At 41.8% G+C, this 26,020-nt stretch carries 21 protein-coding genes and 1 rRNA gene; 7 read left to right on the top strand and 15 right to left on the bottom strand.

What is annotated here, in order from left to right; all coding sequences use genetic code 11:
• Positions 1–86 precede the first annotated feature (86 nt).
• The gene (locus tag M5121_RS04350; protein ID WP_249570469.1) at positions 87–497 is read left to right on the top strand and encodes a hypothetical protein; all 411 of its coding nucleotides are present in this window, start codon (positions 87–89) and stop codon (positions 495–497) included.
• Here M5121_RS04350 and M5121_RS04355 read toward each other — a convergent pair.
• The 7 genes from M5121_RS04355 to M5121_RS04385 all read right to left on the bottom strand — a co-directional run bounded on the left by M5121_RS04355 (position 445) and on the right by M5121_RS04385 (position 9,350).
• On the bottom strand, positions 445–1,347 hold the full coding sequence (locus M5121_RS04355) for a LysR family transcriptional regulator (protein WP_249570454.1): 903 nt from the start codon (positions 1,345–1,347) through the stop codon (positions 445–447). The genes M5121_RS04350 and M5121_RS04355 overlap by 53 nt on opposite strands.
• Before the next feature lie 318 nt (positions 1,348–1,665).
• Entirely contained in the window at positions 1,666–2,313 is a 648-nt protein-coding gene (locus M5121_RS04360) for an START domain-containing protein (RefSeq protein WP_249570455.1), read from the bottom strand.
• 96 nt (positions 2,314–2,409) lie between these two features.
• Positions 2,410–3,231 carry a 4-hydroxy-tetrahydrodipicolinate reductase gene (gene dapB / locus M5121_RS04365; protein ID WP_004659711.1) on the bottom strand — a complete coding sequence of 274 codons (822 nt, stop codon included), beginning with the start codon at positions 3,229–3,231 and terminating at the stop codon, positions 2,410–2,412.
• Positions 3,232–3,344: 113 nt separating this feature from the next.
• Complete coding sequence (dnaJ, locus tag M5121_RS04370; protein ID WP_087547595.1) at positions 3,345–4,463, bottom strand: molecular chaperone DnaJ; 1,119 nt, start codon at positions 4,461–4,463, stop codon at positions 3,345–3,347.
• A 145-nt stretch (positions 4,464–4,608) separates the two neighbouring features.
• Positions 4,609–4,986, bottom strand: coding sequence for a hypothetical protein (locus M5121_RS04375; RefSeq protein WP_208728095.1), 378 nt, complete (start codon positions 4,984–4,986; stop codon positions 4,609–4,611).
• A gap of 132 nt (positions 4,987–5,118) precedes the next feature.
• Entirely contained in the window at positions 5,119–8,247 is a 3,129-nt protein-coding gene (locus tag M5121_RS04380) for an efflux RND transporter permease subunit (RefSeq protein WP_249570456.1), read from the bottom strand.
• 2 nt (positions 8,248–8,249) lie between these two features.
• Positions 8,250–9,350 (bottom strand): efflux RND transporter periplasmic adaptor subunit, encoded by a 1,101-nt coding sequence (locus M5121_RS04385; protein WP_249570457.1) that lies wholly within the window; start codon positions 9,348–9,350, stop codon positions 8,250–8,252.
• Positions 9,351–9,503: 153 nt separating this feature from the next.
• On the opposite strand from M5121_RS04385, the gene M5121_RS04390 reads away from it, so the two are divergent.
• The 3 genes from M5121_RS04390 (at position 9,504) to M5121_RS04400 (ending at position 14,482) form a co-directional block, all read left to right on the top strand.
• Positions 9,504–10,127: a TetR/AcrR family transcriptional regulator gene (locus M5121_RS04390; protein WP_249570458.1), complete on the top strand. Its 624-nt coding sequence runs from the start codon at positions 9,504–9,506 to the stop codon at positions 10,125–10,127.
• An 84-nt stretch (positions 10,128–10,211) separates the two neighbouring features.
• Positions 10,212–12,893, top strand: coding sequence for a phosphoenolpyruvate carboxylase (gene ppc / locus M5121_RS04395; RefSeq protein WP_249570459.1), 2,682 nt, complete (start codon positions 10,212–10,214; stop codon positions 12,891–12,893).
• Between the two features lie 293 nt (positions 12,894–13,186).
• On the top strand, positions 13,187–14,482 hold the full coding sequence (locus tag M5121_RS04400; RefSeq protein WP_249570460.1) for a solute carrier family 23 protein: 1,296 nt from the start codon (positions 13,187–13,189) through the stop codon (positions 14,480–14,482).
• 30 nt (positions 14,483–14,512) lie between these two features.
• Here M5121_RS04400 and M5121_RS04405 read toward each other — a convergent pair whose 3' ends face one another.
• Together M5121_RS04405 and ilvD are read right to left on the bottom strand one after the other, a co-directional pair.
• Positions 14,513–15,799, bottom strand: coding sequence for a hypothetical protein (locus tag M5121_RS04405; RefSeq protein ID WP_249570461.1), 1,287 nt, complete (start codon positions 15,797–15,799; stop codon positions 14,513–14,515).
• Between the two features lie 164 nt (positions 15,800–15,963).
• Positions 15,964–17,793, bottom strand: a complete 1,830-nt coding sequence (gene ilvD / locus M5121_RS04410) for a dihydroxy-acid dehydratase (RefSeq protein WP_249570462.1) — start codon at positions 17,791–17,793, stop codon at positions 15,964–15,966.
• A gap of 210 nt (positions 17,794–18,003) precedes the next feature.
• Between ilvD and fmt the strand changes: the two genes are divergently transcribed.
• Both fmt and rsmB read left to right on the top strand, forming a co-directional pair.
• A complete protein-coding gene (gene fmt / locus M5121_RS04415) occupies positions 18,004–18,966 on the top strand; it encodes a methionyl-tRNA formyltransferase (RefSeq protein WP_249570463.1) in 963 nt (320 codons plus the stop codon).
• Entirely contained in the window at positions 18,963–20,270 is a 1,308-nt protein-coding gene (rsmB, locus tag M5121_RS04420) for a 16S rRNA (cytosine(967)-C(5))-methyltransferase RsmB (RefSeq protein ID WP_249570464.1), read from the top strand. Before fmt ends, rsmB begins: the two co-directional genes overlap by 4 nt.
• Positions 20,271–20,319: 49 nt before the next feature.
• On the opposite strand, the gene M5121_RS04425 is transcribed toward rsmB, so the two are convergent.
• The 3 genes from M5121_RS04425 to M5121_RS04435 all read right to left on the bottom strand — a co-directional run bounded on the left by M5121_RS04425 (position 20,320) and on the right by M5121_RS04435 (position 23,768).
• Complete coding sequence (locus M5121_RS04425) at positions 20,320–20,463, bottom strand: methionine/alanine import family NSS transporter small subunit (RefSeq protein WP_004659683.1); 144 nt, start codon at positions 20,461–20,463, stop codon at positions 20,320–20,322.
• A 10-nt stretch (positions 20,464–20,473) separates the two neighbouring features.
• Positions 20,474–21,952 carry a sodium-dependent transporter gene (locus M5121_RS04430; protein ID WP_005157132.1) on the bottom strand — a complete coding sequence of 493 codons (1,479 nt, stop codon included), beginning with the start codon at positions 21,950–21,952 and terminating at the stop codon, positions 20,474–20,476.
• A gap of 373 nt (positions 21,953–22,325) precedes the next feature.
• A complete protein-coding gene (locus M5121_RS04435; protein WP_005157134.1) occupies positions 22,326–23,768 on the bottom strand; it encodes an aldehyde dehydrogenase family protein in 1,443 nt (480 codons plus the stop codon).
• Between the two features lie 132 nt (positions 23,769–23,900).
• Between M5121_RS04435 and M5121_RS04440 the strand changes: the two genes are divergently transcribed.
• Positions 23,901–24,596 carry a TIGR04219 family outer membrane beta-barrel protein gene (locus M5121_RS04440; RefSeq protein ID WP_005157136.1) on the top strand — a complete coding sequence of 232 codons (696 nt, stop codon included), beginning with the start codon at positions 23,901–23,903 and terminating at the stop codon, positions 24,594–24,596.
• Between the two features lie 292 nt (positions 24,597–24,888).
• Here M5121_RS04440 and M5121_RS04445 read toward each other — a convergent pair whose 3' ends face one another.
• The 3 genes from M5121_RS04445 to rrf form a co-directional block, all read right to left on the bottom strand.
• Positions 24,889–25,200 (bottom strand): ankyrin repeat domain-containing protein, encoded by a 312-nt coding sequence (locus M5121_RS04445; RefSeq protein WP_005157138.1) that lies wholly within the window; start codon positions 25,198–25,200, stop codon positions 24,889–24,891.
• Positions 25,201–25,405: 205 nt separating this feature from the next.
• On the bottom strand, positions 25,406–25,777 hold the full coding sequence (locus tag M5121_RS04450) for a hypothetical protein (protein WP_249570465.1): 372 nt from the start codon (positions 25,775–25,777) through the stop codon (positions 25,406–25,408).
• A gap of 167 nt (positions 25,778–25,944) precedes the next feature.
• A 5S ribosomal RNA gene (rrf, locus tag M5121_RS15970) occupies positions 25,945–26,020 on the bottom strand; the annotation flags it as partial.

The following is a 26,020-nucleotide window of genomic DNA, read 5'->3' on the forward strand; positions in this document are numbered from 1 at the left end:
GTACTGCTTTTTTATAAATTTCTGTATCTGTATTGGTTAATACAACACCGTTAAGCTATAAAAATCAACTAACAAATGATAAGAGCATGAAAAACAATATCTTATTTATATTTTCTACAATTTTTTTTACAGGCTGCAATCTGACTGACCAGTCCACTTATCAGCAACAACAAGTGTGTAAATCACTCTCACAGGGATATCTGCAAATTCAAAACCAATCGACCTATGAATTATGGAAAATGGAGAAAAGTGAAGCCCCTGAGCAGAGCCGTGTCATCAAACTGACCTATAAGAAGCCCAATGAAAATGGCCTGATGCTCTCAAGTAACTTTCTGCCAACGGTCAAAATTGAATGCACGCAACAACAGCAACAGGTCAAAGTTGCAGTACAACAACCGACTGGACAACTTGTTCAAGTTTTAGAACTCAAACTTGCCGAAACAGCTATTGGCAAACCGAAAATCCATGACTTAACTGCTCAGTCAAAAACTCAATAAATAAACGGACCCGTTTCGGCAAATGCGCTTGTTGATAATACACAGCATGGATGCTTTGATAAGAGTGCTCAATCTGATCTTCAAATAGTGCTTCAAGGCGCCCTTCTTTCATATCCTGCCAGATTTCAAATTCTGATAATCGGGCAATGCCCTGCCCACGCAAACAGAGTTGTCGAACAGTTTCGCCACTCGATGCTTTTACTTTCGGTTGGGCTTGAAAATATTCCCCGTTCACCTTAATCGGCCATTTATTAATATAGCTGGGACGGGTAAAACCAATCACCTCATGTTCAAGAAGCTCTGCTGGCTGCTGTGGAGTACCCTTACGCCTGAGATAGTCTGGACTGGCAACGATATAAAGTCGGCTTTTACACACCAGTTTGGCATGCAGGCTGGAATCATGCAGCTCCCCAAAACGAAATGCCACATCGGTCTTGTGTTCCAGTAGGTCAATCACCAAGTCATTACTATTCAGCTCGATTTCAATATTTGGGTAACAGCATTGAAACTTCTGCACTAAAGGCGTGATCACATGCAGGATAAAGGGCGTGGCCGAATCAATCCGTATAATGCCCGAGGTATCCTGATCCGATTTTTCTAGAGCTTCTTCAGCTGCACTTAAATCACTGAGAATTTTACGCGCATGTTGTAAAAATTGTTGTCCTTCTTGGGTCAGTTTTAACTTTCGAGTCGTGCGCTCTAGCAAGGTGACTCCAAGCTTTGACTCTAGACGACTGAGAGAGCGGCTCATTCCCGATGCCGTCTGTCCAAGCCGCTCAGCAGCAGCAATAAACGATCCTGTATCGACAATGGTCATAAAAGCAAGTAGTTCTTCTACCGTAGATTTCATTGCCACCTCGTTAATTATTGATATTTAGTCAACTATATTTTGCAGATTCATCTATTTTTAGCAACAATAATCATCGCAAAATGGCAGCCATCAACAGAATAGTGAAAAAGATTAAGTGAACAATCTGTGTATCGCTCAATTTGGTTGAGTTTAATCCTGCTTCACCGACCTTTATCACCCTGATGCTGGTCTGGATAGGGATGGTTTTTTCGAGTTTGCTCATCCCTTCGGTGGCAAGCTGACTAATGTATCAGTGCATAAAAAAGCCTGATTTAAATCAGGCTTTTTATGTCGAATAGAATTCTACAAATTAGTTCTTTATTTAAGTAAATCAGGTAAATGTGACTGCGCATATAATGGGTTGTAAATTTCTTTCCTCATCTTCATCAGCATTTGATACGGTTGCTGCTGCACAAACATATTCACAAAACTCAATGGAATCGAACCTGCTGGGTCGGCATAACCACTAGTCATAACTTTAACCTTATTATTGGCAAGTCTTTGGAACGTCCAATCTCCTGTATATTGATTCAAACGAATCACATCAGGTTGTTCAGGGTAACTATTTTTAATCGCATTATTCTTAATACTAATACTGCCATCAGCATTTTTATTCATTTTGCCTTTAATCACCAGATCACGGTCTTTCAAAGGAAATGGGAGATCTAACAGCATATACAGGGTAAATTCCCCTTTCTTTTCATCCCGAGACAAAAGCTGTGCCTTAGCAACATAAGGCACCCATTGGGGTGTGCGTTCAACATCAAGTACTACCGCAACTGCCCGTTCCAAAGGTACATCAAAAGTCGTTTCTGCTTTGTACTGAAAGACCGGATTATTCTCTGTTTGGTAGGTCCAAACTTTAATATTATTGCGATGTAAACTCAGTTTAGGTGCTTCTGCGGCACTGACGACTAAACTTGTCACACTTAGCAGTGTAGCAAGAACAATATGCTTTTTATTCATGTCATGCTCAATTGTTGTAATGATGGCAAGAGCTTGTTGTATTTCTATCAGAAAGAAAGCTCAACAAGCTCTTTTATAGTACAAAAAAAGTACCTTTTAAACTTCAATCTCGTTAAAGCCTAAAACATCTTTCATATCATATTTACGAGCCTCACGACCCACTACCCATGCAGCCGCACGAACAGCGCCTGAAGCAAAATTCATTCGATTGGTCGCTTTATGTGTGACTTCAACACGTTCACCCTCACCAATAAACATCACGGTATGTTCACCGACGATGTCGCCACCACGAATGGTTTGAAAGCCAATACTTTGACGCTCACGAGCACCTGTATGACCTTCACGGCAATACACAGCATCCGTTTTCAAGTCACGACCTAAAGTATCTGCAATCGCCTCGCCCATCATAAATGCAGTACCAGATGGCGCATCCACTTTATGACGGTGGTGTGATTCGATGATTTCGATATCAACGCTATCACCAAACACTTTCGCTGCAAGCTCTAATAATTTGATTGAAACATTCACACCAACTGAATAGTTAGCAGCATAAACGACTGGAGTCTGTGTTGCGGTTTCATCTAAGAAAGCCTTTTGTTCATCCGACATCCCTGTGGTGCCAATCACCATTGCAACACCTGCCTCACGGCATAACTTTAAGTGTTGTTCAGTGGCAACAGGCGCAGTGAAATCAATCACGACATCACAGTCTTTTAAAACTTCACTTAAACTTCCCACAATCTTGACGCCGATGTTGCCAATCCCTGCAAGTTCCCCTGCATCTGCACCCACCAAACTGCTTTCTGGACGTTCAACAGCTGCTGCCAGTTGGTAGCCTGCTTGTTGTACTGCTTGAATCAGAATACGCCCCATGCGTCCGCCTGCACCCAAGATCCCAATGCGTGGAGAAGTCGACATAATTTTTCCTAGTCTTTTATTTAAACAATTGAGCTACTATAGCAAAACTCTGTGTCTACGCTAAAAAATTCCCATAAAAAAACCTGCCGAAGCAGGTTTTTTATTGATGCTAATTAATCAAACAAGCGATCAAAGAAAGATTTTTTCTTTGGTGATGCAGCATGACCATCACCATCTAACGACGCTTGTAATTCTTTCAACAATTCACGTTGGCGACTGTTTAAATTCACAGGTGTTTCTACCACGATACGGCACAATAAGTCACCGACCATGCTGCTACGTACAGGACGAACACCTTTACCACGTAAGCGGAATAGCTTACCTGTTTGAGTACCTTCTGGAATTTTTAAGCTGACACGACCATCAAGCGTCGGGATTTCAATTTCTTTGCCCAATGCAGCATCAGCAATACTGACTGGTACATCCATATAGAGATCTGCACCGTCACGTTGGAAGACTTCGTGTTCACGAACTACGACTTCAACGTATAAATCACCCGCTTGACCATCACGAATCGCTTCACCTTTACCTGTTAAGCGAACACGATCGCCGTTGTCCACACCTGCAGGAATAGTGACTTCAAGCGTTTGTTGACGATCGGCAACGCCCGAACCATGACAAGTATTACAAGGGTTTTTGATAATTTTGCCTTGACCGCGGCAAGTACTACAAGTTTGCTGAACCGAGAAGAAACCTTGCTGCATACGTACTTGACCAGCACCATGACAGGTACGACACGTCTCAACATCATTTGGATTCTTAGAACCTTTACCATCACAGGTTTCACACGGCGCTGGTGCAGTAAAAGTAATGGTTTTTTTCACGCCTTTGACTGCTTCTTCAAGCGTCAATTCCATCACATAGCGAAGATCAGAGCCGCGACGTTGGCGTTGTTGTTGGCGACCACCGCCACCACCGAAAGCACCACCAAAAATATCACCAAACTGGCTAAAGATGTCTTCTGCACTAAAACCACCACCGAAGCCACCGCCGCCACCAAAACCGCCTTCAAAAGCACTATGGCCAGCACGATCATACATGCTGCGTTTTTCGCCATCAGAAAGTACTTCGTAAGCCTCTGCTGCTTCTTTAAACTTTTCTTCCGCTTCAGCATTGTCTGGGTTACGATCTGGATGATATTTCATCGCCAACTTACGATAGGCTTTTTTAATCTCATCATCACTTGCGGTTTTCGAAACGCCTAAAACCTCATAATAATCACGTTTAGCCATGGTTGGCGATGCTCCTCACGGAATTTATTCAAACTTAAAAAAACAAATAGGCTCCGCTGACATTTTATTTCTAAAGTCAACAGAGCCTTAATAGGGCCTGTACAATACGTTTACAAGGGTGATTGTGATAAAAAAAGCGATAAATTTAGAAAACCGCTTTATTTCTAAAGTATCTGGCAATACCTTTCAGCCATGCATTCAACAGAAATAGCCATGCAATTGAGCTAAACACCACACCCACAACCGTCATGGCGGTCACCCAGAGGGCGCTGTTCCAGACAAAAAAGAACAGTGGAATAAACCACAGGGCAGCAAAGAAAGCCATCAGAATAAACAGCAGCACATTACGCATAATCCACAGTGCATGCGCGTGTATCCATACTTCAGCATTATTCGCAGTCGCAACTTTTCGTGCCAGCAGATACGCAAACACTGCAAACACGATTGTAAATAATGCAAGAAACATGAACACGTACGATATCGCCACATAGCGGCGATGCTGCTCAATATTGTCTTGCCCCATGCTCTAGATCACCTCATTCATCGCATTTTGCCAAACCAATCATGCAATGAAATTCAATTATTTTTTGGTCTTAAAATATAGGTGCTACTATATTGAAATTTTCAATATTTCGCACCTTTATTCACAAAATAATTATGATAGATGTGTTGCTTTCTTGACCTTAAACCACGCCGCATAGAGTGCAGGCAGGAAAAACAGGGTCAACAGGGTAGCCACAATCAAGCCACCCATAATCGCAACCGCCATCGGACCAAAGAAAATACTGCGTGATAATGGAATCATCGCAAGTACTGCGGCAAGTGCGGTTAACACAATTGGTCGGAAACGGCGCATGGTGGCACCAATCACCGCATCCCATGGCGTATGTCCAGCCTGAATATCTTGTTCAATCTGATCAATCAGGATCAATGAATTCCGCATGATCATGCCAGATAAAGCAATTGTCCCTAACATCGCGACAAAACCAAAAGGCTTATTGAACAAAAGTAAGAATGCAACAACGCCAATCAAACCAAGAGGTGCTGTCAATAAAACAATCGTTGCGCGTGACATACTACGTAATTGAATCATCAGCAAAGTCATCACCACAGCCAAGAATAATGGCATGCCTGCATTCACAGAATTTTGACCTTTTGCAGACTCTTCAACCGTACCACCGACTTCCACTAAGTAACCATTGGGTAAATCAGCACGTAAAGCTTGCATTTTGTCTGCCAATTGCTGAACTACTGTTGCAGGTTGTAAATTGGTTCGAATATCCGCGCGGACTGTAATCGTTGGTAGACGATTACGATGCCAAATCAGACCTTCTTCAAAACGTGACTCAATTTTTGCTATTTGCGCTAGAGGTACAGTGGTTCCTTTGGTGGTTGGCACAGCTAAATTTGCTAACGAAGCCACTTCAACACGTTCCGACTTATCACCACGTAAACGAATTTCAATGAGTTCACGTTTTTCACGATATTGATTCATCACCGCCCCTGTCACAGAAGCGTTTAGGAAATTAGCTAAATCAACACTGGAAACACCCATTTGACGAGCACGATCTTGGTCAATGTCAATGGCGATGATCTTGCTTGGTTCACCCCAATCTAAATGTACGTTGGTTGTATTGGGATCTTCACTCAGCACCTTAGCCACTTTTTGTGCCTCTGCCCGAACCGTTGCCAGATCTTCACCTGAGACCCGATACTGCAATGGATAACCCACAGGTGGGCCATTTTCGAGTAAAGACACACGAGTACGAACCTGTGGCAACAACTGCTTGATTTGCGTTTCTAAAGAGCGACGGATTTCATCACGATCATCAAGAGACGAAGCCAAGACCACAAACTGGGCAAAACTGGCCTGTGGGAGTTGTTGATCTAAAGGTAAGTAAAAACGTGGTGAACCTGTTCCAACATAAGCGACATAATTATCAATCCCTTTTTGTTTGGATAGGAATTGTTCTACCTTATGTACTGCTTGTTCTGTCGCCGTTAGTGAAGCCCCCTCCTCCAGTTTTAAGTCCACCAGAATTTCTGCACGATTCGATGGTGGGAAGAATTGTTGCGGTACCAACTTAAACATCGCAACAGACAACACAAAGATACCGACCGTAATAGCAATCACCGTTTTACGATAGGTAATACAGATTTCGACGATATGCCTGAAGGATTGATAGAACTTGGATTGGTAAGGATCATGATGCTGACCATGCGACTCAACCACTGGTGCAGGTTGCTTGCGTAACCTTGCCCATAAACGTAAATACCATGCCGCTTGTTGATTCTGTTTGGTGAAATCAGGTAATAATTTTTCACCTAGATAAGGAACAAATAAAACAGCAGCAATCCATGAAACGATCAATGCAATCGTCACGACTTGGAAAATAGAACGTGTGTATTCACCTGTTCCAGATTGTGCCGTGGCAATTGGCAAGAAGCCTGCTGCGGTAATCAATGTACCTGTGAGCATTGGAAAAGCTGTGGTTTGCCATGCAAAACCTGCCGCTTTTAATCGACTGTAACCCTGTTCCATTTTAATCGCCATCATTTCCACGGCGATAATGGCATCATCGACCAACAAACCCAGCGCAAGAATCAATGCGCCTAATGAGATCTTATGTAAGCCGACATCAAATAAACTCATTCCAGCAAAGGTCATTGCTAAAACCAATGGAATCGACAATGCAACAACAAGCCCTGTACGAAAACCAAGTGAGAAGAAACTGACCAATAAAACGATAATGACCGCTTCAGCTAAAACTTTTAAGAACTCTTGAATACTACGTTGTACTGCAACAGGTTGGTCTGAAACTTTTTGCAGTTTCATGCCCAAAGGTAAGCTTTTTTGTAGACTGTTAAATTCGGTTTCTAAATTTTTGCCCAATGCAATGATGTCCCCACCTTTACGCATGGACACCGCAATGCCAATCCCATTCTCACCCATAAAACGCATACGTGGTTGAGCAGGTTCACTAAAGCCGCGATAGACCTCAGCAACATCACCCAATTGAATGGTTTTATCGCCCACCAACAACGGCATTTTTTTCAGGTCATCGACACTATGTAAGTGTCCGCTAACTCGGATTTGAATACGGTCTGTACCTGTTTCAAAGAAACCTGCACCCGCCATATCATTTTGCTTCTGAATCGCTTCCTGAATGGCTGTGACAGGGACACCGAGCTGAACAGCTTTGGTATTGGATAATTCGATCCAGATCTTCTGATCTTGTAGACCCACCAAATTAACCTTGCTGACATCTTTGACCCGTTGCAGTTGTAGTTGCAAACGATCGGCATATTCTTTCATTACCGCATAGTCAAAGTCCTTGCCTGTCAGCACATAGATATTGCCAAAGGTATCACCAAACTCGTCATTAAAAAATGGGCCTTGCACGCCATTGGGCAATTGATGGCGAATGTCATTGACCTTTTTACGCACGTTATACCAAACGTCAGGAATCTGCTCAGAACGATAGGAATCCTTAGCAATAAACGTGACCATAGATTCCCCAGGCCGTGAATATGCCCGAATATTTTCATATTGCCCTGTGGTCATCAGTTCTTTTTCAATACGATCTGTCACCAGCGTTGCAACTTCCTGTGCGGTTGCGCCTGGCCAATAGGTCTGTACTACCATCACTTTGAACGTAAAGGGTGGGTCTTCACTCTGTGACAGCTTGGAATACGACATCACCCCGACAATGCCGAGTAACAGCATAAAGTAGAGAATGATGCCCTTATTCTTAAGTGCCCATTCTGAAAGGTTAAATTTCATGCTTAACCTCCTGTTTTAACCGTGACTGCGCGATTATCACGATCTACAGGATGAATTTTTTGCTGGTCACGTAATAGATGCACACCACCAACCACAACCCAATCTGAAGCTTTTAGACCTGACAGAATAGGCACACTGTCACGCCCATAAGTACCCAACGTCACTGGGACTTTACGTAAGGTTTGATTAGCATTCACCACCCAGACATAGGCTTGTTGATCATTGGCAGTAACACTGGATAAGGGCACACTCAGAACATTATTTTCATTTGCGACAAAGAATACCCGTGCACTTTGCCCGAGTTGAATCGTCGACTGCCCTTCAAGCAATGAAACTTTCACGGTGAATGTTCGCGATTGGTCTGCAGCGGGTGACACTTCACGGACTTTTGCCGCAAAACGTGCTTCTGGCTGAGACCACAAAGTGACCCAAGCAGGTTGCCCGACTTTAATGGTACTGACGGCCTGCTCAGGTACGCCAAACACGACTTCTCGCTCACCTTCAATTGCGAGTTGATAGGCAGGTTGACCTGCCGCAATTACTTGTCCAATTTCAATTTGACGTTGAGTAATCACGCCATTTTTATTCGAAATAAGTTGGTTATAACCGGTTTGATTTGAAGACACTTCATAATTAGAACGCGCTTGCTGTAACCCTGCTTGAGCAGATTCATACTGATTTTTCACCGCATCAAATTGTGAGCGACTCACTGCATTGACAGGTAATAACTGTTGATAACGCTGATATTCTTGAGCCGCAATTTTTGCTGCTGCTTCAGCACTTTGCAATTGAGCTTTGGCAGCGTTCATTTGCAATTGTGCGTCTTTGACATCTAGTTTAGCCAAAACCTGTCCGACTTTGACCCGATCCCCGACCTCAACATAACGTTCGGTAATTTGTCCCCCAACACGAAATGCCAATGCCGTTTGTTGCTTGGCTTGAACATCACCTGCATAACTTTTTTGATCGATATGATTCGTATTCGGCTGCGTCACCATGACATAAGGAATTTCCTCTGTCTTGGGAACCTCTTTTTGACATGCTGTTAAAGTGACACTGCTGAGTACGAGCAACCCCACAATTACATGATTTAGCAGATTCATCTCTGTTTCGCTCTTATTCAAATTGATTTTTTAAGGCACAATATGAACATTATGATAGATTGTTTATTTTTTAATTAATATACTCATGAGTACACTAATTAAAAATTAAATCTAGCATTTTGATTTTGAATTGAATTAAATGAGACAGCTAACGTGCAAATTCACAGTGGTCGCCCTAAAGATTTAGAAAAAAGAGCCAAAATCTTACAGGCTGCAAAATCTATTTTTTTAAAAATGGGTTACCACGCCACCAATATGAACCAAATTGCCAAAGAAGCAGGCGTGACTAAACTCACGGTGTACAACCATTTTCAGGACAAGGCTAACCTGTTTATCTGTGCGATCGAGGAAAGCTGTGAAGAGTCCATTCGGGCGAAACAGTTTGAACTCACACCTGAGTCCGACTTTAGGCAGGCACTATATTTAATGTGTCAGCGTGCCTTAAGCATTATTTACCTGCCTGAAGCGATGAAGCTGGATCGGGTGCTGTTTGAACTCGCGGCTGAACAAAGCCCCCTCACCCAACAGTTTTTTGATGCCTCACATACCCGCATGTGTCATGTCTGGTGTGGTTTTTTTGAGCAGGCCATCACACTCAACTTTATTCAGGCAGATGATCCCCTTAAACAGACCGAACTGATTGTGGCACTGATGCTCGGCAGACGCCACCACAAGGTTTTACTGGGTCTGGATTCGGTACCAACCACAGTTGAAATTGAGCAGATGATTGAACAGGCTATTGAGCTTTTTTTGCTTAAATATCAACCTAAAAATTAGATAAAATTCACATTTATTTACGATCTCCACTTGGAATGTCTGACAATCAGGTTATAGTCAAGACATGAGCAGAGGAGAAGCATAATGACACAACAAATCACTGCGCCATTACGAGAAGATGTTCGTTTACTCGGCAATTTACTTGGAGAGACCTTAAAGCAACATGCTGGGCAAGATTTGTTTAATCAGATTGAACAAATTCGCACATTAGCCAAAGGTGCACGTGACGGCCAGATCGAGGCAGAAAAACAGCTCGAACAATTGTTTCTCGGTTTAAAAGATGAAGAGATTTTGCCGCTGACTCGCGCATTCTCACATTTTCTGAACTTCGCCAACATTGCGGAACAATATCATGTGGTGCGTAACCGCCGTCAGGCTGAGTTTGACGAACAAGCCCCTAATCCAAATCCTTTGTCACATTTATTTGAAAAATTCAAAACTGAGCAGATCAACTCAAAACAATTATTCGAACAAATCTGCGATTTAAAAATTGAATTGGTCCTCACAGCGCATCCAACCGAAGTCAGCCGTCGTACCTTGATTCAAAAATATGATGATATTACCGATTGCCTATCTCAACTGGATCAGCAAAAACTAACGCCTCGTGAACGCCAACAAACCATCGCCACCCTGAAACAATTGGTCAGTTCAGCTTGGCAGACAGACGAAATTCGCCAACATCGCCCGACCCCTGTCGATGAAGCAAAGTGGGGCTTTGCAACAATTGAACAAACTTTGTGGAATGCCGTACCTAAGTTTATTCGTGAGCTGAATGAACTGACTCAACAGCATTGTGAACAAAACTTACCGCTCAATATCGCGCCAATTCGCTTTGCCTCATGGATGGGCGGTGATCGTGATGGCAATCCCAATGTCACCCATCAAGTCACCCAAGAAGTATTATGGTTATCACGTTGGCAAGCTGCTGATTTGTATTTGCGTGATATTGAAAATCTGCGTTGGGAACTGTCCATTCAAAGTTGTTCTGAGGAACTGACTCAAGCATTAGGCTATGAACACCCTGAACCCTATCGTGAATATCTGCGCGACACCCGTGAACGTTTAAAAGCGACTCGCTATTGTTTAGGCCAACGCTTACAAGGCCATGAAGCTGATGATAGTCAGATCATTCGAAATAAAGATGAATTATTACAGCCCTTATTACTCTGCTATCGCTCCTTAATCGAGAGTAACCTCGCTGAAATCGCCAATGGGCAATTGCTTGATTTTATATACAGAATCAATTGCTTTGGAATTGAGTTACTCAAACTCGATATTCGCCAAGAATCAGGGCGGCATCGTCAAGCCATTTCAGCGATTACTGAATATCTAGGTCTAGGTAATTTTGAATCATGGACTGAACAGGCTCGTCAAAACTTCCTTATTCAGGAACTACAAAGTAAACGTCCTTTACTGCCTAAATATTTCAATGAACCTGAAGGCAGCTTGATTCAACATCCTGATGTACTCGAAGTCTTTGCGACCATGCGCACTTTGGCTGAACAACCAACTGAGAGCTTGGGTGCCTATATTATTTCGATGGCAGAATATCCAAGCGACGTCTTAGCTGTTTTACTCTTACAAAAAGAAGCTGGGATTCAGCATCCGCTTCGAGTGGTGCCCTTATTTGAAACTTTAAAAGATCTTGATGGCGCAGCCAAAACCATGAATACCTTATTCAATATGCATTGGTATAAACAGCATATTCAAGGCAAACATGAAGTGATGATCGGCTATTCAGACTCGGCAAAGGATGCGGGCTTTATGTCGGCAAACTGGGCACAATATCGTGCGCAAGAAGAACTCACCGCTGTCGCTCGAGAACATGGGGTGCAATTGACTCTATTTCATGGTCGTGGCGGTTCAATCAGTCGTGGCGGTGCACCAACACAACAAGCCTTGTTCTCACAACCACCAGGCTCAATCTCTGGAGCAATTCGTGTCACTGAACAGGGTGAAATGATTCGCTTTAAATTTGGTTTAGAAGGCATCGCGCTACAAAATTTGGAAATCTATACAGCGGCAACATTAGAAGCAACGTTATTGCCACCGCCAGAGCCAAAGAAACAATGGCGAGACTTAATGAATCAAATGACTGATTTATCGGTACAGGTTTATCGACAAACTGTGCGTGAAAATCCGAATTTTGTCAGTTATCTACGCACGGTCACGCCTGAGTTAGAATTACAAATGCTACCGCTTGGTTCACGCCCAGCCAAACGAAAAGTCAGCGGTGGCATAGAATCTCTTCGAGCGATTCCTTGGGTATTTGCATGGACACAAATCCGCTTGATGCTGCCCGCTTGGTTGGGTACAGGCACGGCGATCAATCAGGTACATGGACAACACAAAAACACCTTAAATGAAATGCTTGAACAGTGGCCGTATTTCCAAACTTTAATTGATATGCTGGAAATGGTTTTATCCAAATCTGATGCAGATATTGCGTTGTACTATGAATCTCATCTCACCCAAGATCAGGACTTAAAAAACTTGGGGGTTGAATTACGCCAACGCCTACAAAATGCTGTAGATACTCTACTCAGTCTCAAAGGTGAGTCTAAGCTTTTAAGTAATAATGAAGTATTGGATCAATCCATGCAGGTGCGTAAACCGTATTTATTGCCTTTACATTTACTGCAAGCAGAGTTAATGAAACGCCGTCGTCTGTATTTAGCCGAGCATCAAACCGAGCATAGCCCTGTCGATCATGCCTTAATGGTGAGTATTGCAGGCATTGCGGCAGGTTTGCGCAATACCGGCTAAATAAGAGCCTTGCCATCAACATAAATCACAGGTGTTGATGGCAAAATTGGCAAAACATTCCATTTTTAGAAAAAAATTAGAAAATATTTTTTAAATAAGATAGTTAGCTTTTCAAATAATTTAGAAAAAAATAAATAATAAATACGATAGGTTATTTTGAAACACATTTTACCAAAAGGTAAAAATACAGACGTAAAAAACATGATCTGGCAATATTCTCAATGACTTATAGGTGAAAGCTCTTTTTAAGACAGGGTATCATACCCGCTGATATCACATAATGAGTCTCATCTATGTCAAATTGGTTTCCAAAATGGCAGCCGTATCAGGGAAAGATTGATCATCGCCCTGTCGCGACAAATGAATATTTACCGCCCTTACAAAGTGCGGTATTAGGGGTACAACACGCATTTGCAATGTTTGGTGCAACTGTTCTTGCACCCCTTCTGATGGGCTTTAGCCCCAACCTTGCCATCTTAATGTCAGGGATTTGTACTATTATTTTCTTCTTGATCACGGGTGGTCGTGTTCCAAGTTATTTAGGCTCAAGCTTTGCATTTATTGGTGTCGTTGCAGCCGCAACTGGTCATATTACTGGGTCAGGAGCCAATCCAAACCTTGCAGTTGCGCTTGGTGGAATTGTTGCCTGTGGTATTTTTTATGCCTTGATCGGTTTTGCGGTCATGCTCACAGGCACGCGTTGGATTGAGAAACTCATGCCACCTGTTGTCACAGGCGCTGTGGTGATGATTATTGGTCTCAACCTTGCACCCGTTACTATTAAAGGCGTTGCTGGACAGCCTTTTGAAATGTGGATGGCACTCATCACTGTATTAAGCATGGGCATTATTGCTGTATTTACCAAGGGCTTATTACAACGTTTATTACTGTTAGTAGGTTTATTGATTGCTTATGCCATATATGTGGTTGCAACAAATATTCTAGGATTTGGTAAACCGATTGATTTCTCCCAAATCGCAGCAGCAGCATGGTTTGGCATCCCAACTTTTTCACACCCAACTTTTGATTTAAATGCAATTTTAATTATTGCTCCCGTTGCATTGATTTTAGTCGCTGAAAATCTAGGTCACATCAAAGCAGTCGGTTCAATGACAGGTGAAGATCTTACACCTCAACTGGGTAAAGCTTTTGTTGCGGATGGTCTTGCAACGACCTTATCTGGTAGTGTTGGCGCACCGGGTATGACCACCTATGGTGAAAATATTGGTGTGATGGCAGTCACCCGTGTTTATTCTACGATTGTATTTGTAATCGCTGGCGTATTTGCAATTTTCTTGGGGCTGTCTCCTAAATTTGGCGCAGTGATTAGTACGATCCCGACAGCAGTCCTTACGGGTGCTTCGATCGTAGTATTTGGTTTAATTACCATTGCAGGTGCAAAAATCTGGATCGAAAATAAAGTCGATTTTTCTAATAATAAAAACCTGATTGTGGCTTCAGTGACCATTATTCTGGGTGCAGGCAACTTTGAATTACTGTTTGGTAGCTTTAATTTAGGGGGAATTGGAACCGCAACGTTTGCTGCGATTTTCCTGAACCTGTTATTCAGTTTAAAAGATAAACATTAGAATCGTGGGCAGCTTCGGCTGCCTTTTTATTTATTCCTGACTTTCCTGCTTATATTTATCTTCCAAAACATTGCTGATAATACTTTCAATCATCCAAACTCGATACAAACTATTAAAAACATAGCTCTGTCCATCTATACGTAATTCCAGTACAGGAAAATCTGGCTGATGCTTTTGCTGACAGAGTTCATCATTCTGTTTCAACAAAGCTTCAACATCCTGTTCAGTGACCTGTTCAATCTGCAAGCGCTTTTGCATTCGCTGAAAATGCGCCTTGAAGGATAAATCCCTACCCCGTGTCCAGACACTTTCCAGAATCTGGTGGATCACATCCACCTGCTGTTCCTCTGCAACACTATAAAACAGCTTCGCCATTTCATAAGTTGCTTCTTTAGTAGGCCGACAGAATGGGGTGAATGCCACCTGTGTACGTTTGGAAACACGGGTCGCCAAACTCCAGTCAAACCAATCTCGCCCATGATAGCTCAGCGGATAAACGCTCAATTGAATATTATAATAATTGGCCAGTTCTTCTTTGATATAAGCCAATAATAGCCAACTCATCGGGTCTTCAAGTGCAATATACAGATCTAATTCTGGATGTAAGCTTTGGACTTCTGTCAGTGACTCACCATCATTAATGAGATGCTCACGCCATTCGATATGATTAATCAGAAAAATTGGATTTCCGGTGAGTAATTTTTGTTGTTTCAAACGGCGTGTAAGGCGTAATAAATCATCAACGGCCTGATATTTACGCTCACCAAATTCGAAGTAACTGGCTGCAACAGGCACATCTTTAAAAATACGTTCAGGATAATCTTGAGGTGTTTGATGCTGACTTGCCATCGCATAAAGAGTACGTAATTTCCCATATTGTTGTTGCCATAACATGTGGAATACATCTTCGAGTAAATGTAAAAAATTGTGTTCTCTCAGAGGGGTATTTTTTAGAATTATTTCTGCTTGTTGTAATGCTTCTGGACTAGGTATTTCAGGGGTTTCATCGAAACCAAACCGATGTTGTTTGGCGAGAATTTTAGCATCATTCAAACAATAACTCTGCCAATCTTGTTGTGACATACCATTAGGAGGCTCAGCACCCTGTCTTGAAATAATCACTTTTAAAGGTTTTAGTTCATCACTCAAAATTTCATTGAGCTGATCAAGCTGTTGTACTGCAAGATAGCTATAAACATCGTCTAAACGCAGGTAAATACTTAAACCCTGTTCCGTGGGCAACACCGCCTGACGAGAAGGTTTTTGATAGAACCAACTCGATCGGATGGGATCAAACCAACGACGTAACAAAGACATGTCGATCGCCTCTAATGATTATAAAGTGATGAATGGATAAGCTTTCTCTAACTTGAATTCAAACAAGTGAGCAAATAAGTATAATGAGTATCTTATAAAATCAGAAAAAAGTCCCTCTTTATCGTAATAAAGAGGGATGATAAACATTGTCGCTTAGCAATAGTTTACAGAACGCGTACTGCACCTTTCGCAGCACTCGTTGAATGCAAAGCATAAATTTTCAAAGATTTTGAAACTTTACGCTTACGCTCTTCCGCTGGATGCCAACCTTTGGCTTCTTGAGCTGTACGGCGGTGCGCCATGGTTGCATCATCAACATCAAGGTGAATGGTACGATTCGGAATATCAATTTGGATAGTATCACCATCTTCAACCAGACCAATTGCACCACCTTCCGCTGCTTCTGGAGACACGTGACCAATTGATAAACCTGAAGAACCACCAGAGAAGCGACCATCAGTAATCAACGCACAGTCCTTACCCAAACCTTTCGACTTCAAGTAACTGGTTGGGTACAACATTTCCTGCATGCCTGGACCACCACGTGGGCCTTCATAACGAATGACAACGATGTCACCTGCCACGATCTTATGATCTAAAATCGCTTCAACCGCTGAATCTTGGCTTTCAAAAACACGCGCTGTACCCGTGAATTTAAGAATCGATTCATCCACACCCGCAGTTTTCACGATACAGCCATCTAAAGCGATGTTGCCATAAAGGACTGCCAAACCACCGTCTTTAGAGAAAGCATGTTCAGCATTACGGATCACACCTTTCTCACGGTCACCATCCAAAGTTGAATAATAACGGTTTTGTGAGAATGCCACTTGAGTTGGAACACCACCTGGTGATGAGCGATAGAACTCATAAACATCTGCATCTTCAGTGCGGATAATATCCCACTTGTCTAAGGCATCTTTGAGAGTAGGTTCATGTACCGTTGGGCAAGAGGTGTTCAGTAAGTTAGCACGATCGAGTTCACCCAAGATCGCCATGATACCCCCAGCACGGTGTACATCTTCCATATGCACATCCGACTTTGCAGGTGCAACTTTAGACAATACAGGTACTTTACGAGATAAATTGTCGATATCATCCATAGTGAAATCAACTTCTGCTTCATGTGCAGCAGCAAGCAAATGCAATACGGTATTGGTAGAACCACCCATTGCAATATCCAAAGTCATCGCATTTTCAAAAGCGGCTTTGGTTGCAATTGAACGTGGCAGAATGCTGTCGTCATTTTGTTCATAATAACGCTTCGCAAGTTCAACGACTAAACGACCTGCTTTTAGGAATAGTTTTTTGCGGTTAGCGTGAGTTGCAACAATAGAACCATTACCCGGCAATGATAAGCCTAAAGCTTCAGTTAAACAGTTCATTGAGTTGGCCGTGAACATACCTGAACATGAACCACACGTCGGACATGCCGAACGCTCAAATGCTGCAACTTCTTCATCGGTATAGCTTTCATCTGCTGCAACGACCATGGCATCAACTAAGTCGATTGCCTTTTCATCACCACGGAATTTGACTTTACCCGCTTCCATCGGACCGCCAGATACGAACACCACTGGGATATTCAAGCGCATTGCCGCCATCAGCATTCCTGGTGTGATCTTGTCACAGTTCGAGATACACACCATTGCATCGGCACAATGTGCATTCACCATATATTCTACAGAATCGGCAATTAAATCACGTGATGGTAGTGAATACAGCATCCCGTCATGACCCATGGCAATCCCGTCATCCACGGCAATGGTATTAAATTCTTTTGCGACACCACCAGAAGCTTCAATTTCTCGTGCAACCAGTTGCCCTAAATCTTTAAGATGCACGTGACCTGGAACGAATTGGGTAAATGAGTTGACCACCGCAATAATTGGTTTGCCAAAATCTTCATCTTTCATACCAGTCGCACGCCATAAACCGCGCGCGCCCGCCATATTTCTTCCATGTGTTGATGTTTTTGAACGATAATCAGGCATTTTGTATTCCCAACAAGTGTGTGCTCGAGATGAATAAGACATTCTCTCTGGCGAAATGATACTGAGCTTTTCCCATCATACTACAAGTTATCGTTTAACTGATGACCGGCGAACCTATCTTTTTTGTTCAAAGACAATTCCTTTCACCTAATTAGGGGCTAGTGGTTTTTTGGCTTATAATTTGGGGCAAATTTTCTGTGGATTATCTTTGTGAAGATCATTTTTGCTGGTACGCCTGAATTTGCGGCAACCGCATTGGCGGCATTATTAAAAACATCACACCAGATCATTGCGGTTTATACCCAGCCTGACCGTAAGGCAGGTCGTGGGCAAAAACTCACTCCCTCTCCTGTCAAGCAACTGGCACTTGAACATGGTTTACCCGTTTATCAACCACTGCATTTTAAAGCGTCGACTGAAGAAGGTTTAGCTGCTCGACAAGAACTTGCTGCACTTGGCGCAGATGTCATGGTGGTGGCAGCCTATGGTTTAATCTTACCGCAAGCGGTTTTAGATACCCCTAAATATGGTTGTTTAAATATCCATGGTTCGCTGTTACCCCGCTGGCGTGGCGCAGCACCGATTCAACGTGCCATTGCCACAGGCGATACAGAAACTGGCATTACCATCATGCAAATGGCAGCAGGTTTGGACACAGGCGATATGATGTACAAAACCTATTGCCCAATCACAGCAGAAGATACCTCTGCAACCTTGCATGACAAATTGGCGACTCAAGGTGCTGAAGCGATTTGTGCCGTGCTTGAGTCAGAGCAAAGCTTGCAGGATTTTATCGAAAAACGTGAAGTTCAAGATGAATCCCTCACGGTTTATGCACATAAATTAGTGAAATCAGAAGCACGAATTGACTGGACACAAACTGCAATCCAAATCGATCGCAATATTCGAGCGTTCAATCCTTGGCCTGTGGCTTTTATTCAATTGGATGAAAATAATGCTTTACGTGTTTGGAGTTCAATGCTCTCTGAACACAACAAGGCAGATGCACAAGTCGGTGAAATTCTTGCAATTGATAAACAAGGCGTACATGTTGCCTGTGGCGACAATACCGCGGTGTGCCTCACCAGCCTGCAATGGTCAGGTGGCAAGGCCCTAAATCCTGTACAAATTGCCCAAACTCAAAAATTACATCTTGGACAAATTCTCCCATGAGCCAATCGAATCAATCATCTGCAAAAAATTTGAATCTGCGCGCACAAGTGGTCAAAACACTTTTGGCGGTTCAAAACGGGCAATCTTTGGCTTCTGTTTTAAATCAACATATCAATATCGTTTCTGAACGTGACCGTGGTTTATATCACGAACTTACTTTAGGTTGTTTACGCCAATGGTATTCGTTAAAAGCCATTACCTTACCATTGCTCACAAAGCCATTAGACAATGAAGCACTCGAAAGTTGTTTATATCTAGGTTTATATCAAATTTTATGTACGCGCATTCCAGTACATGCTGCGATTTCAGAAACGGTAAATGCGGCTAAGCAACTTGGTTTCGAACCCATGAGTGGTTTGGTGAATGCGATTCTGCGTCGTGTTTCACGTGAAACAGCGGAATTTCAAACAGCTTTGAATAGTACGCATGGTTTACCAAGCTGGTTATTCAAGCGACTTAAAAAAGATTGGCCTGAGCAAGCAGAGACTCTATGCCAAGCCTTAAAACAAGTCGCTCCACTCACTCTTCGCATCAATCAACGCCAAGTCAGTCGTAACGAATATTTAGAGATTTTGGACGAAGAGCAGATTGATGCTCATCCTTGCATGCTTTCAAATGTGGGTATTGTTTTGGAACAAACGGGCAATATTACCCATTTACCAGGTTTTGAAGAAGGTGGTTTTTCCGTTCAGGATGAACATGCCCAATTGTGCGCGACGCTGTTACCGAACTTAGATAATAAAGTTGTTGTCGATGCTTGTGCTGCGCCAGGCGGTAAAACTGCACATATTCTTGAGCGCTTTAACCCTCAAAAACTGATTGCGCTGGATCATGATGCCAAACGTTTATTGCGTGTTTCTGAAAATTTAGAACGTCTTGCCTTAAATGACAACAATGTCGAGATTATTACCGCTGATGCCACCACTTGGCAGACACCAGAACCCGTCGATTGTATCGTGCTAGATGCGCCTTGTTCTGCAACAGGTGTGATTCGTCGCCATCCGGATATTCGTCTGTTAAGACAATCAACCGATATCGCACAAACGGTTGAATTACAAAAACAGATTCTTCAACAAATGTGGCAACAACTCAAAGTTGGTGGAACGTTGTTGTATATCACCTGCTCCATTCTAAAAGCTGAGAATGAACAGCAAATGGCGGCATTCTTCGCCGCACATGCCAATGCCGAAGAAATCAAAATCAATGCGGATTGGGGTATTGAACAGACTTATGGTCGCCAATTATTACCGTCTGCGCACTCTGGCGATGGTTTCTATTATTGCCGAATTAAAAAATTGGCATAATCAAAATAAAAAAAAGCAGGCTTCAAAGCCTGCTGTTTTTGAATCTATTTTAAAGCGTATGATGATCTTTAACTTCTTCTAAAACATCATCTAACTCTTCTGGATGTTTCATTAAGTGCAGAATCGACAAAGCAAGTCCGCCCCATAAAAACACCATTGAAATGATCATCATCACGATTGCTGAAGTATTCATAACTGCGCTCCTAGCGATCTTTCATTTTGCTGAGTATAACTGCAACGACAGCACAGAAAATCACACTGCCCCACCCAAAGATACCTTGCAAGCTCATGCTATACGTATCGTAACCATTTTTGACCAAGTTAAACACAGTCATGCTCAATGTGGTTAATAAGATCAAAGAGGTGATCACAGTTAAAGTGAAATCCCAACCTTTACCCAATTGAATCGTCGAAATACGGTTCACATGATCACGAAGTTCGATTAAAGCTGAACGCTTAAACCAAGCCACACTGATGATGGATAATAATGCACCACCAATAATCCCGATGTTATTGATAAAGTGATCCACAATATCAACCAGTTTAATCGCATTTACGCTTGAAAATAAGATAACTGAAACGAATGCGCTACCACCACCAATGATGGTTACTGCTTTCTTGCGGCTCCATTTTAACTTATCTTGCATGGCTGCAATCGGTACTTCCAAGATACTGACCATGGAAGAAATACCAGCGACAAAAAGCGAAGAGAAGAACAATAGACCAAATAAATCTGCACCTGCACCCAAGCTTGAAATGATTTTTGGAAAGGCAATAAATGCCAGACCAATACCACCACTGACGACATCTTGTACTTCTTTACCCGCGGTATGAGCCATAAAACCCAATGCTGCAAAAATACCAATACCAGCCAAGATCTCAGTTGAAGCATTGGCAAAACCAACGATCAACCCCGAACCTGTTAAATTGGTTTTCGGCTTTAAGTAAGAGGAGTATGTCACCATGATCCCGAAGCCAACAGATAATGAGAAGAAAGTGTGCCCATAAGCAGCTAACCACACTTTATAGTCCATCATCGCAGACCAGTTCGGCGTGAAGAATGCATTTAAGCCTTCAGCCGCACCAGGTAAACGTAATGATTGAATTACCAGAACTGTGAAGAGGACGAATAACAAAGGCATGAAAATCTTGTTGGATAATTCAACACCTTTTTTAACACCACCATACAAAATCACTAAGGTCAGTGCCCAAATCCCAACAATTGGCCAAAATAAATGGCTGACAAACTGCAAATCAAAGCCAGTTGCTTTCGAGGTCTGTAAGTACGTATTAAAGAAGAAACTTTCTGGGTCACTGCCCCACGCCTGACCAATCGAGAAATACACATAACTTCCCGCCCACGTCAGTACGCTGGCATAGTACAAACCAATAATGATACAGACACAGACTTGCCACCAACCTAGTGTTTCACCACCTTTAAATAAAGCACGATATGCTTTAGGGGGTGAGCCTGTACTACGATGTCCAGTCGCATAATCTAAAAATAAAAGAGGTAAACCAGCCGTAATTAGTGCGAGTAAATACGGAATAAGAAACGCACCACCACCATTTTCATAGGCAACATAAGGAAAGCGCCAAATATTACCTAAACCTACAGCCGAACCAACGGCTGCAATAATAAAACCAGATCGTGATGTCCAGTTTTCACGAGAATCTGCCATATGACACCTAAATATATACCGCTGGCATTTTTCATACTGCGTTAGGTTTTATTATCCAACAGACATGAAAAGTGCCATAAAAAATATTGTTTTGCTTGCATGAAATTCCAACCTTGTGGGCCTCTCATTTTCATGAACAAACAAGCAAAAACCAAACCATCTTCCTTAAAGATTGGATTTTGTTTTTCTGCTTTTTAATAGCCGAACAATACCTGTTTTTATTTCTTTTTACTGTAATTTCTGTCTGAAAAATTAGGTTTTTTAAATAACTGATTATTTTTTAACTGAATGAAATTTTGACCTTACAGTCAATTTATAAAATCAAGTATACAACCTAATCAAGCGAAGCCAGAACTCCGCTTGAACTTCTATTTTATTGTTTAATTGCGAGCAAGCGTTCTTCTTGCATATCACGAATCGCTGAGTGAATTCCTTCGCGACCTAAGCCTGAGTCTTTCACACCGCCATACGGCATGTTATCGACACGGAATGTAGGCACATCATTAATGATGACTCCACCAACATGCAAATGATCCCATGCATACAGCATTTTATTCAGATTTTGCGTATATACCCCTGCCTGTAAACCAAAACGACTTTGATTAATTGTATTAATACCCTGCTCAAACTCTTTAAATTTTTCTAAAATGGCAACGGGGCCAAATGCTTCATCCTTATAGATTTCTAGTTTGGCATCAACATTCTCCAGTAAAGTCGGTTCAAATAATACGCCTTGTAAATGTCCTCCCGTCAGAACCTTTGCCCCTTTTTTCTCGGCTTTATCAACCCATTTTTTCAGGCGAACAGCTTCAGCTTCCTTAATCATCGGACCTACCAATGTGGTATTGAGCTTTGGATCATCTACTTTAATTTTTTTCAGTTTCGCAATCAGTTTCTTTTTCACTTCCACATAAAGATCAGCATGCACTAAAATCCGCTGCACACTGATACAAACTTGCCCTGCATGCCCATAAGCGGCACTGATCAAACGATCAATCAGCGCCTCATCAATCACGGTATCAGCATCGATCAGAACCGCAGCGTTGCCACCCAGTTCCAAAGTAACTTTCTTGCGCCCTGCACGCGCTTTCATGTCCCAACCAACCTGATCTGACCCCGTAAAGCTGAGTAATTTAAAACGATCATCTGTTACCAAAATATCCGCTGCTTGGCGATCACAAGGCAACACTGACCATGAGCCTTTTGGTAAATCAGTTTCCGCCAAAACTTTGGCAATCATTAATGCACTGATCGGTGTCAAACTCGCAGGCTTCAATACAAATGGACAACCTGCTGCAATTGCAGGTGCGATCTTGTGTGCAACCAGATTTAAAGGGAAATTAAATGGGCTAATCAGCGAAACTGCACCAATTGGCACATGCTTAACCATACCTCGAAAACGAGCAGCCGCAGGCGTTACTGCCAAAGGCAACATTCGACCATCATCAAGTTGTGTGACCGCATCTGCAGCCAATTGGAAAGTATTTATCAGGCGTTCCACTTCGGCACTTGCAGCACCTCGCGGCTTACCCCCTTCAACAATCAATATTTCTGTCAATTCTTCACGTAATTCATTAAAACGTTTAACGCAATGTAATAGAACTTTTTGTTTTTCAAATGGCTTAAGCGTCGCCATATCTACCTCAGCTTTAACTGAAGCAGAAATTGCTTTTTCCAACACTTTTTCATCTGCTAACGCAACTCGAGCATAGACCGTATTAGTATATTTATCATGAACTTCTAACCACTGACCTGTCGTTACTGCTTTCCCTGCGACATACAAAGGATAATCCACAACATTTTGTGCATCGGTCATTATTCTTCATCCCATAATTAAAATTTAAAATTAGACTACTGTATATTTTCAAATATCACTATATGATTCGCCCAATCACTGATGAATTCACAACAATTCATTACGGTTTTTGATATGAATTAGGACAATTGAATGAGAATATTAAAAATATCAATCATAGCTTTAGGGACAAGTCTGTGTGGTCTAGCACAAGCAGATATGATTGGTCTAAAAGGCGATCTCAGCTACTGGAATTACAACGGTGAAGCCAATATGGCTGCACAAACATCTGCACCAGATCAAGACCTTGATCGTAAGGGATCTGCACAGGTTTCGCTTGCATTTGAGCACCCAATTCCACTGATTCCAAATGCAAAAATTCGCTATGTGAATTTAAAGTCACAGACAGAAAAAGAAGTCGCAGGTCAGCCAGTTTATGACTTGAACATAGACCATACCGATTTCATTTTATATTATGAAATCTTGGATACTATCGTAAATGCAGATATTGGTTTAGGCGCAACCAGTTTAAATGGTGATGTTAAAACACTCGGTTTAAGCAAAACAGATATCGATAAAACTGTACCTGTGATCTATGGATCGGCGGGTGTAAAACTGCCGTTTACTGGTCTAAGTGCCAAAGCAGAACTCTTATATAGCAACTTTAATGATACTAAAATTACTGATGCGCAAGCAGAATTACAATATAACTTTATTGATAATCTGTTGGTCGATGTTGGCTTGAAAGCTGGCTACCGTATCTTAGACATTAAATTAGATGACTACGAAAAAAACGATCTTAAATTTAATTTTAAAGGTCCTTATATCGGTTTAGATGTTCATTTCTAAATCCTAATAAGCTGAGAAACGGAATCTATGGATTCCGTTTTTTATCGCTTATCATTTCATCATTCCCGATTGATGTACGCCAAAACCTACAACAATCTCAGCGATTGGCGAATATCCCATTCTCAAGTTTTCACATATCATATAAATCATAAAGAGACAGGAAGTCTCATTGAAAATAACAAGATACGCAGGAAGCGGTCGTTCATAAGGAATATAAACGACAAGAAGCTGAATACTAAGAAGCCCCGTCAGGATGATGGGGCTTCTTTTTATTTATCATTTTATGCGTGATTTAAAGAGTTTTTAGATAGACAACCACTTCGTCATGCTCTGCCATTTCTGCAAGCTGCAGCGCAGTATATTCGCCTTTATAAGCGACATTTGCTCCTTTACTCACTAGTAGTTTCACCACAGCTAAATGATCATTCTCGGCAGCAGCTTGAAGCGCACTATAACCTTCATCATCGGTCTGGTTTGGATCTATTCCCTCTACCAATAATTGCTCGACTTGTTCCACATCACCAAGGGATGCCCAATACACTAGCTCAGGGAGATGCAGTTCTTCATCATCTTCAGGCAGTGGAGAAAAAGAGTTGAGTTTCATAATCATTTTCCTAAAACTATAAATTGACCTAATTTAACTCATAGTAAATGATTTTTCAGTAGAGCTATCATATATAAAAATCTATTTGAAATTATGTTCAATATTTAAAGCTCTAACTTTTTCTTCTAAAATATTCCATTCTTTTGAAAAACAGCCTATATCTAACTCGCAACAAATAACTAAAATTGTGTTTTCTGGATAATTTTTACTCATTGCTAATACATTCTGTAGTTATATCCTTACCAATCTTCTTAACTCCATCAGTTGCATAACAATACCCCTGCTTATTTAATAATTCTCTTACCAAATATTCTTTAGGGTGTACAGCACAAGTTACGTCTAGGAAATAACTTTCCTCCATTACTTTAATTTCAGCATCAAAACATGCTGTACGTGATGTCCAACATACTTGAATATAATTTCCTAATCTATATTTAGTTCTTACATATACTGAAATTGGAAGAATTTCGTCTATTAATTCTTTTATATTACGAGGTCTTTTGCTTAACTCATAACCATCTCGATCGTGCTCTTTAACATATTCAAATAGATCATAGGCTATTCTGCAGAACTCCAATCCGTCTACATAGCGATCTTTTAACTTATTGAAAAATTCAGCCTCATCTTTCCAATCTAATTATTTCATAGAATTTGAATAATAATTTTAATAAAAGAGCAGTATATAAAACTCTTTGCCAAAAAAAACACCCCTAACCATTAGGTTAGGGGTGTTTAGTATTTAAAAGCTGGCGATGACTTACTCTCACATGGCAAATGCCACACTACCATCAGCGCTAAGAGGTTTCACTTCTGAGTTCGG

The organism is Acinetobacter sp. ANC5681 (assembly GCF_023488045.1).
Taxonomy (GTDB): Bacteria; Pseudomonadota; Gammaproteobacteria; order Pseudomonadales; family Moraxellaceae; genus Acinetobacter.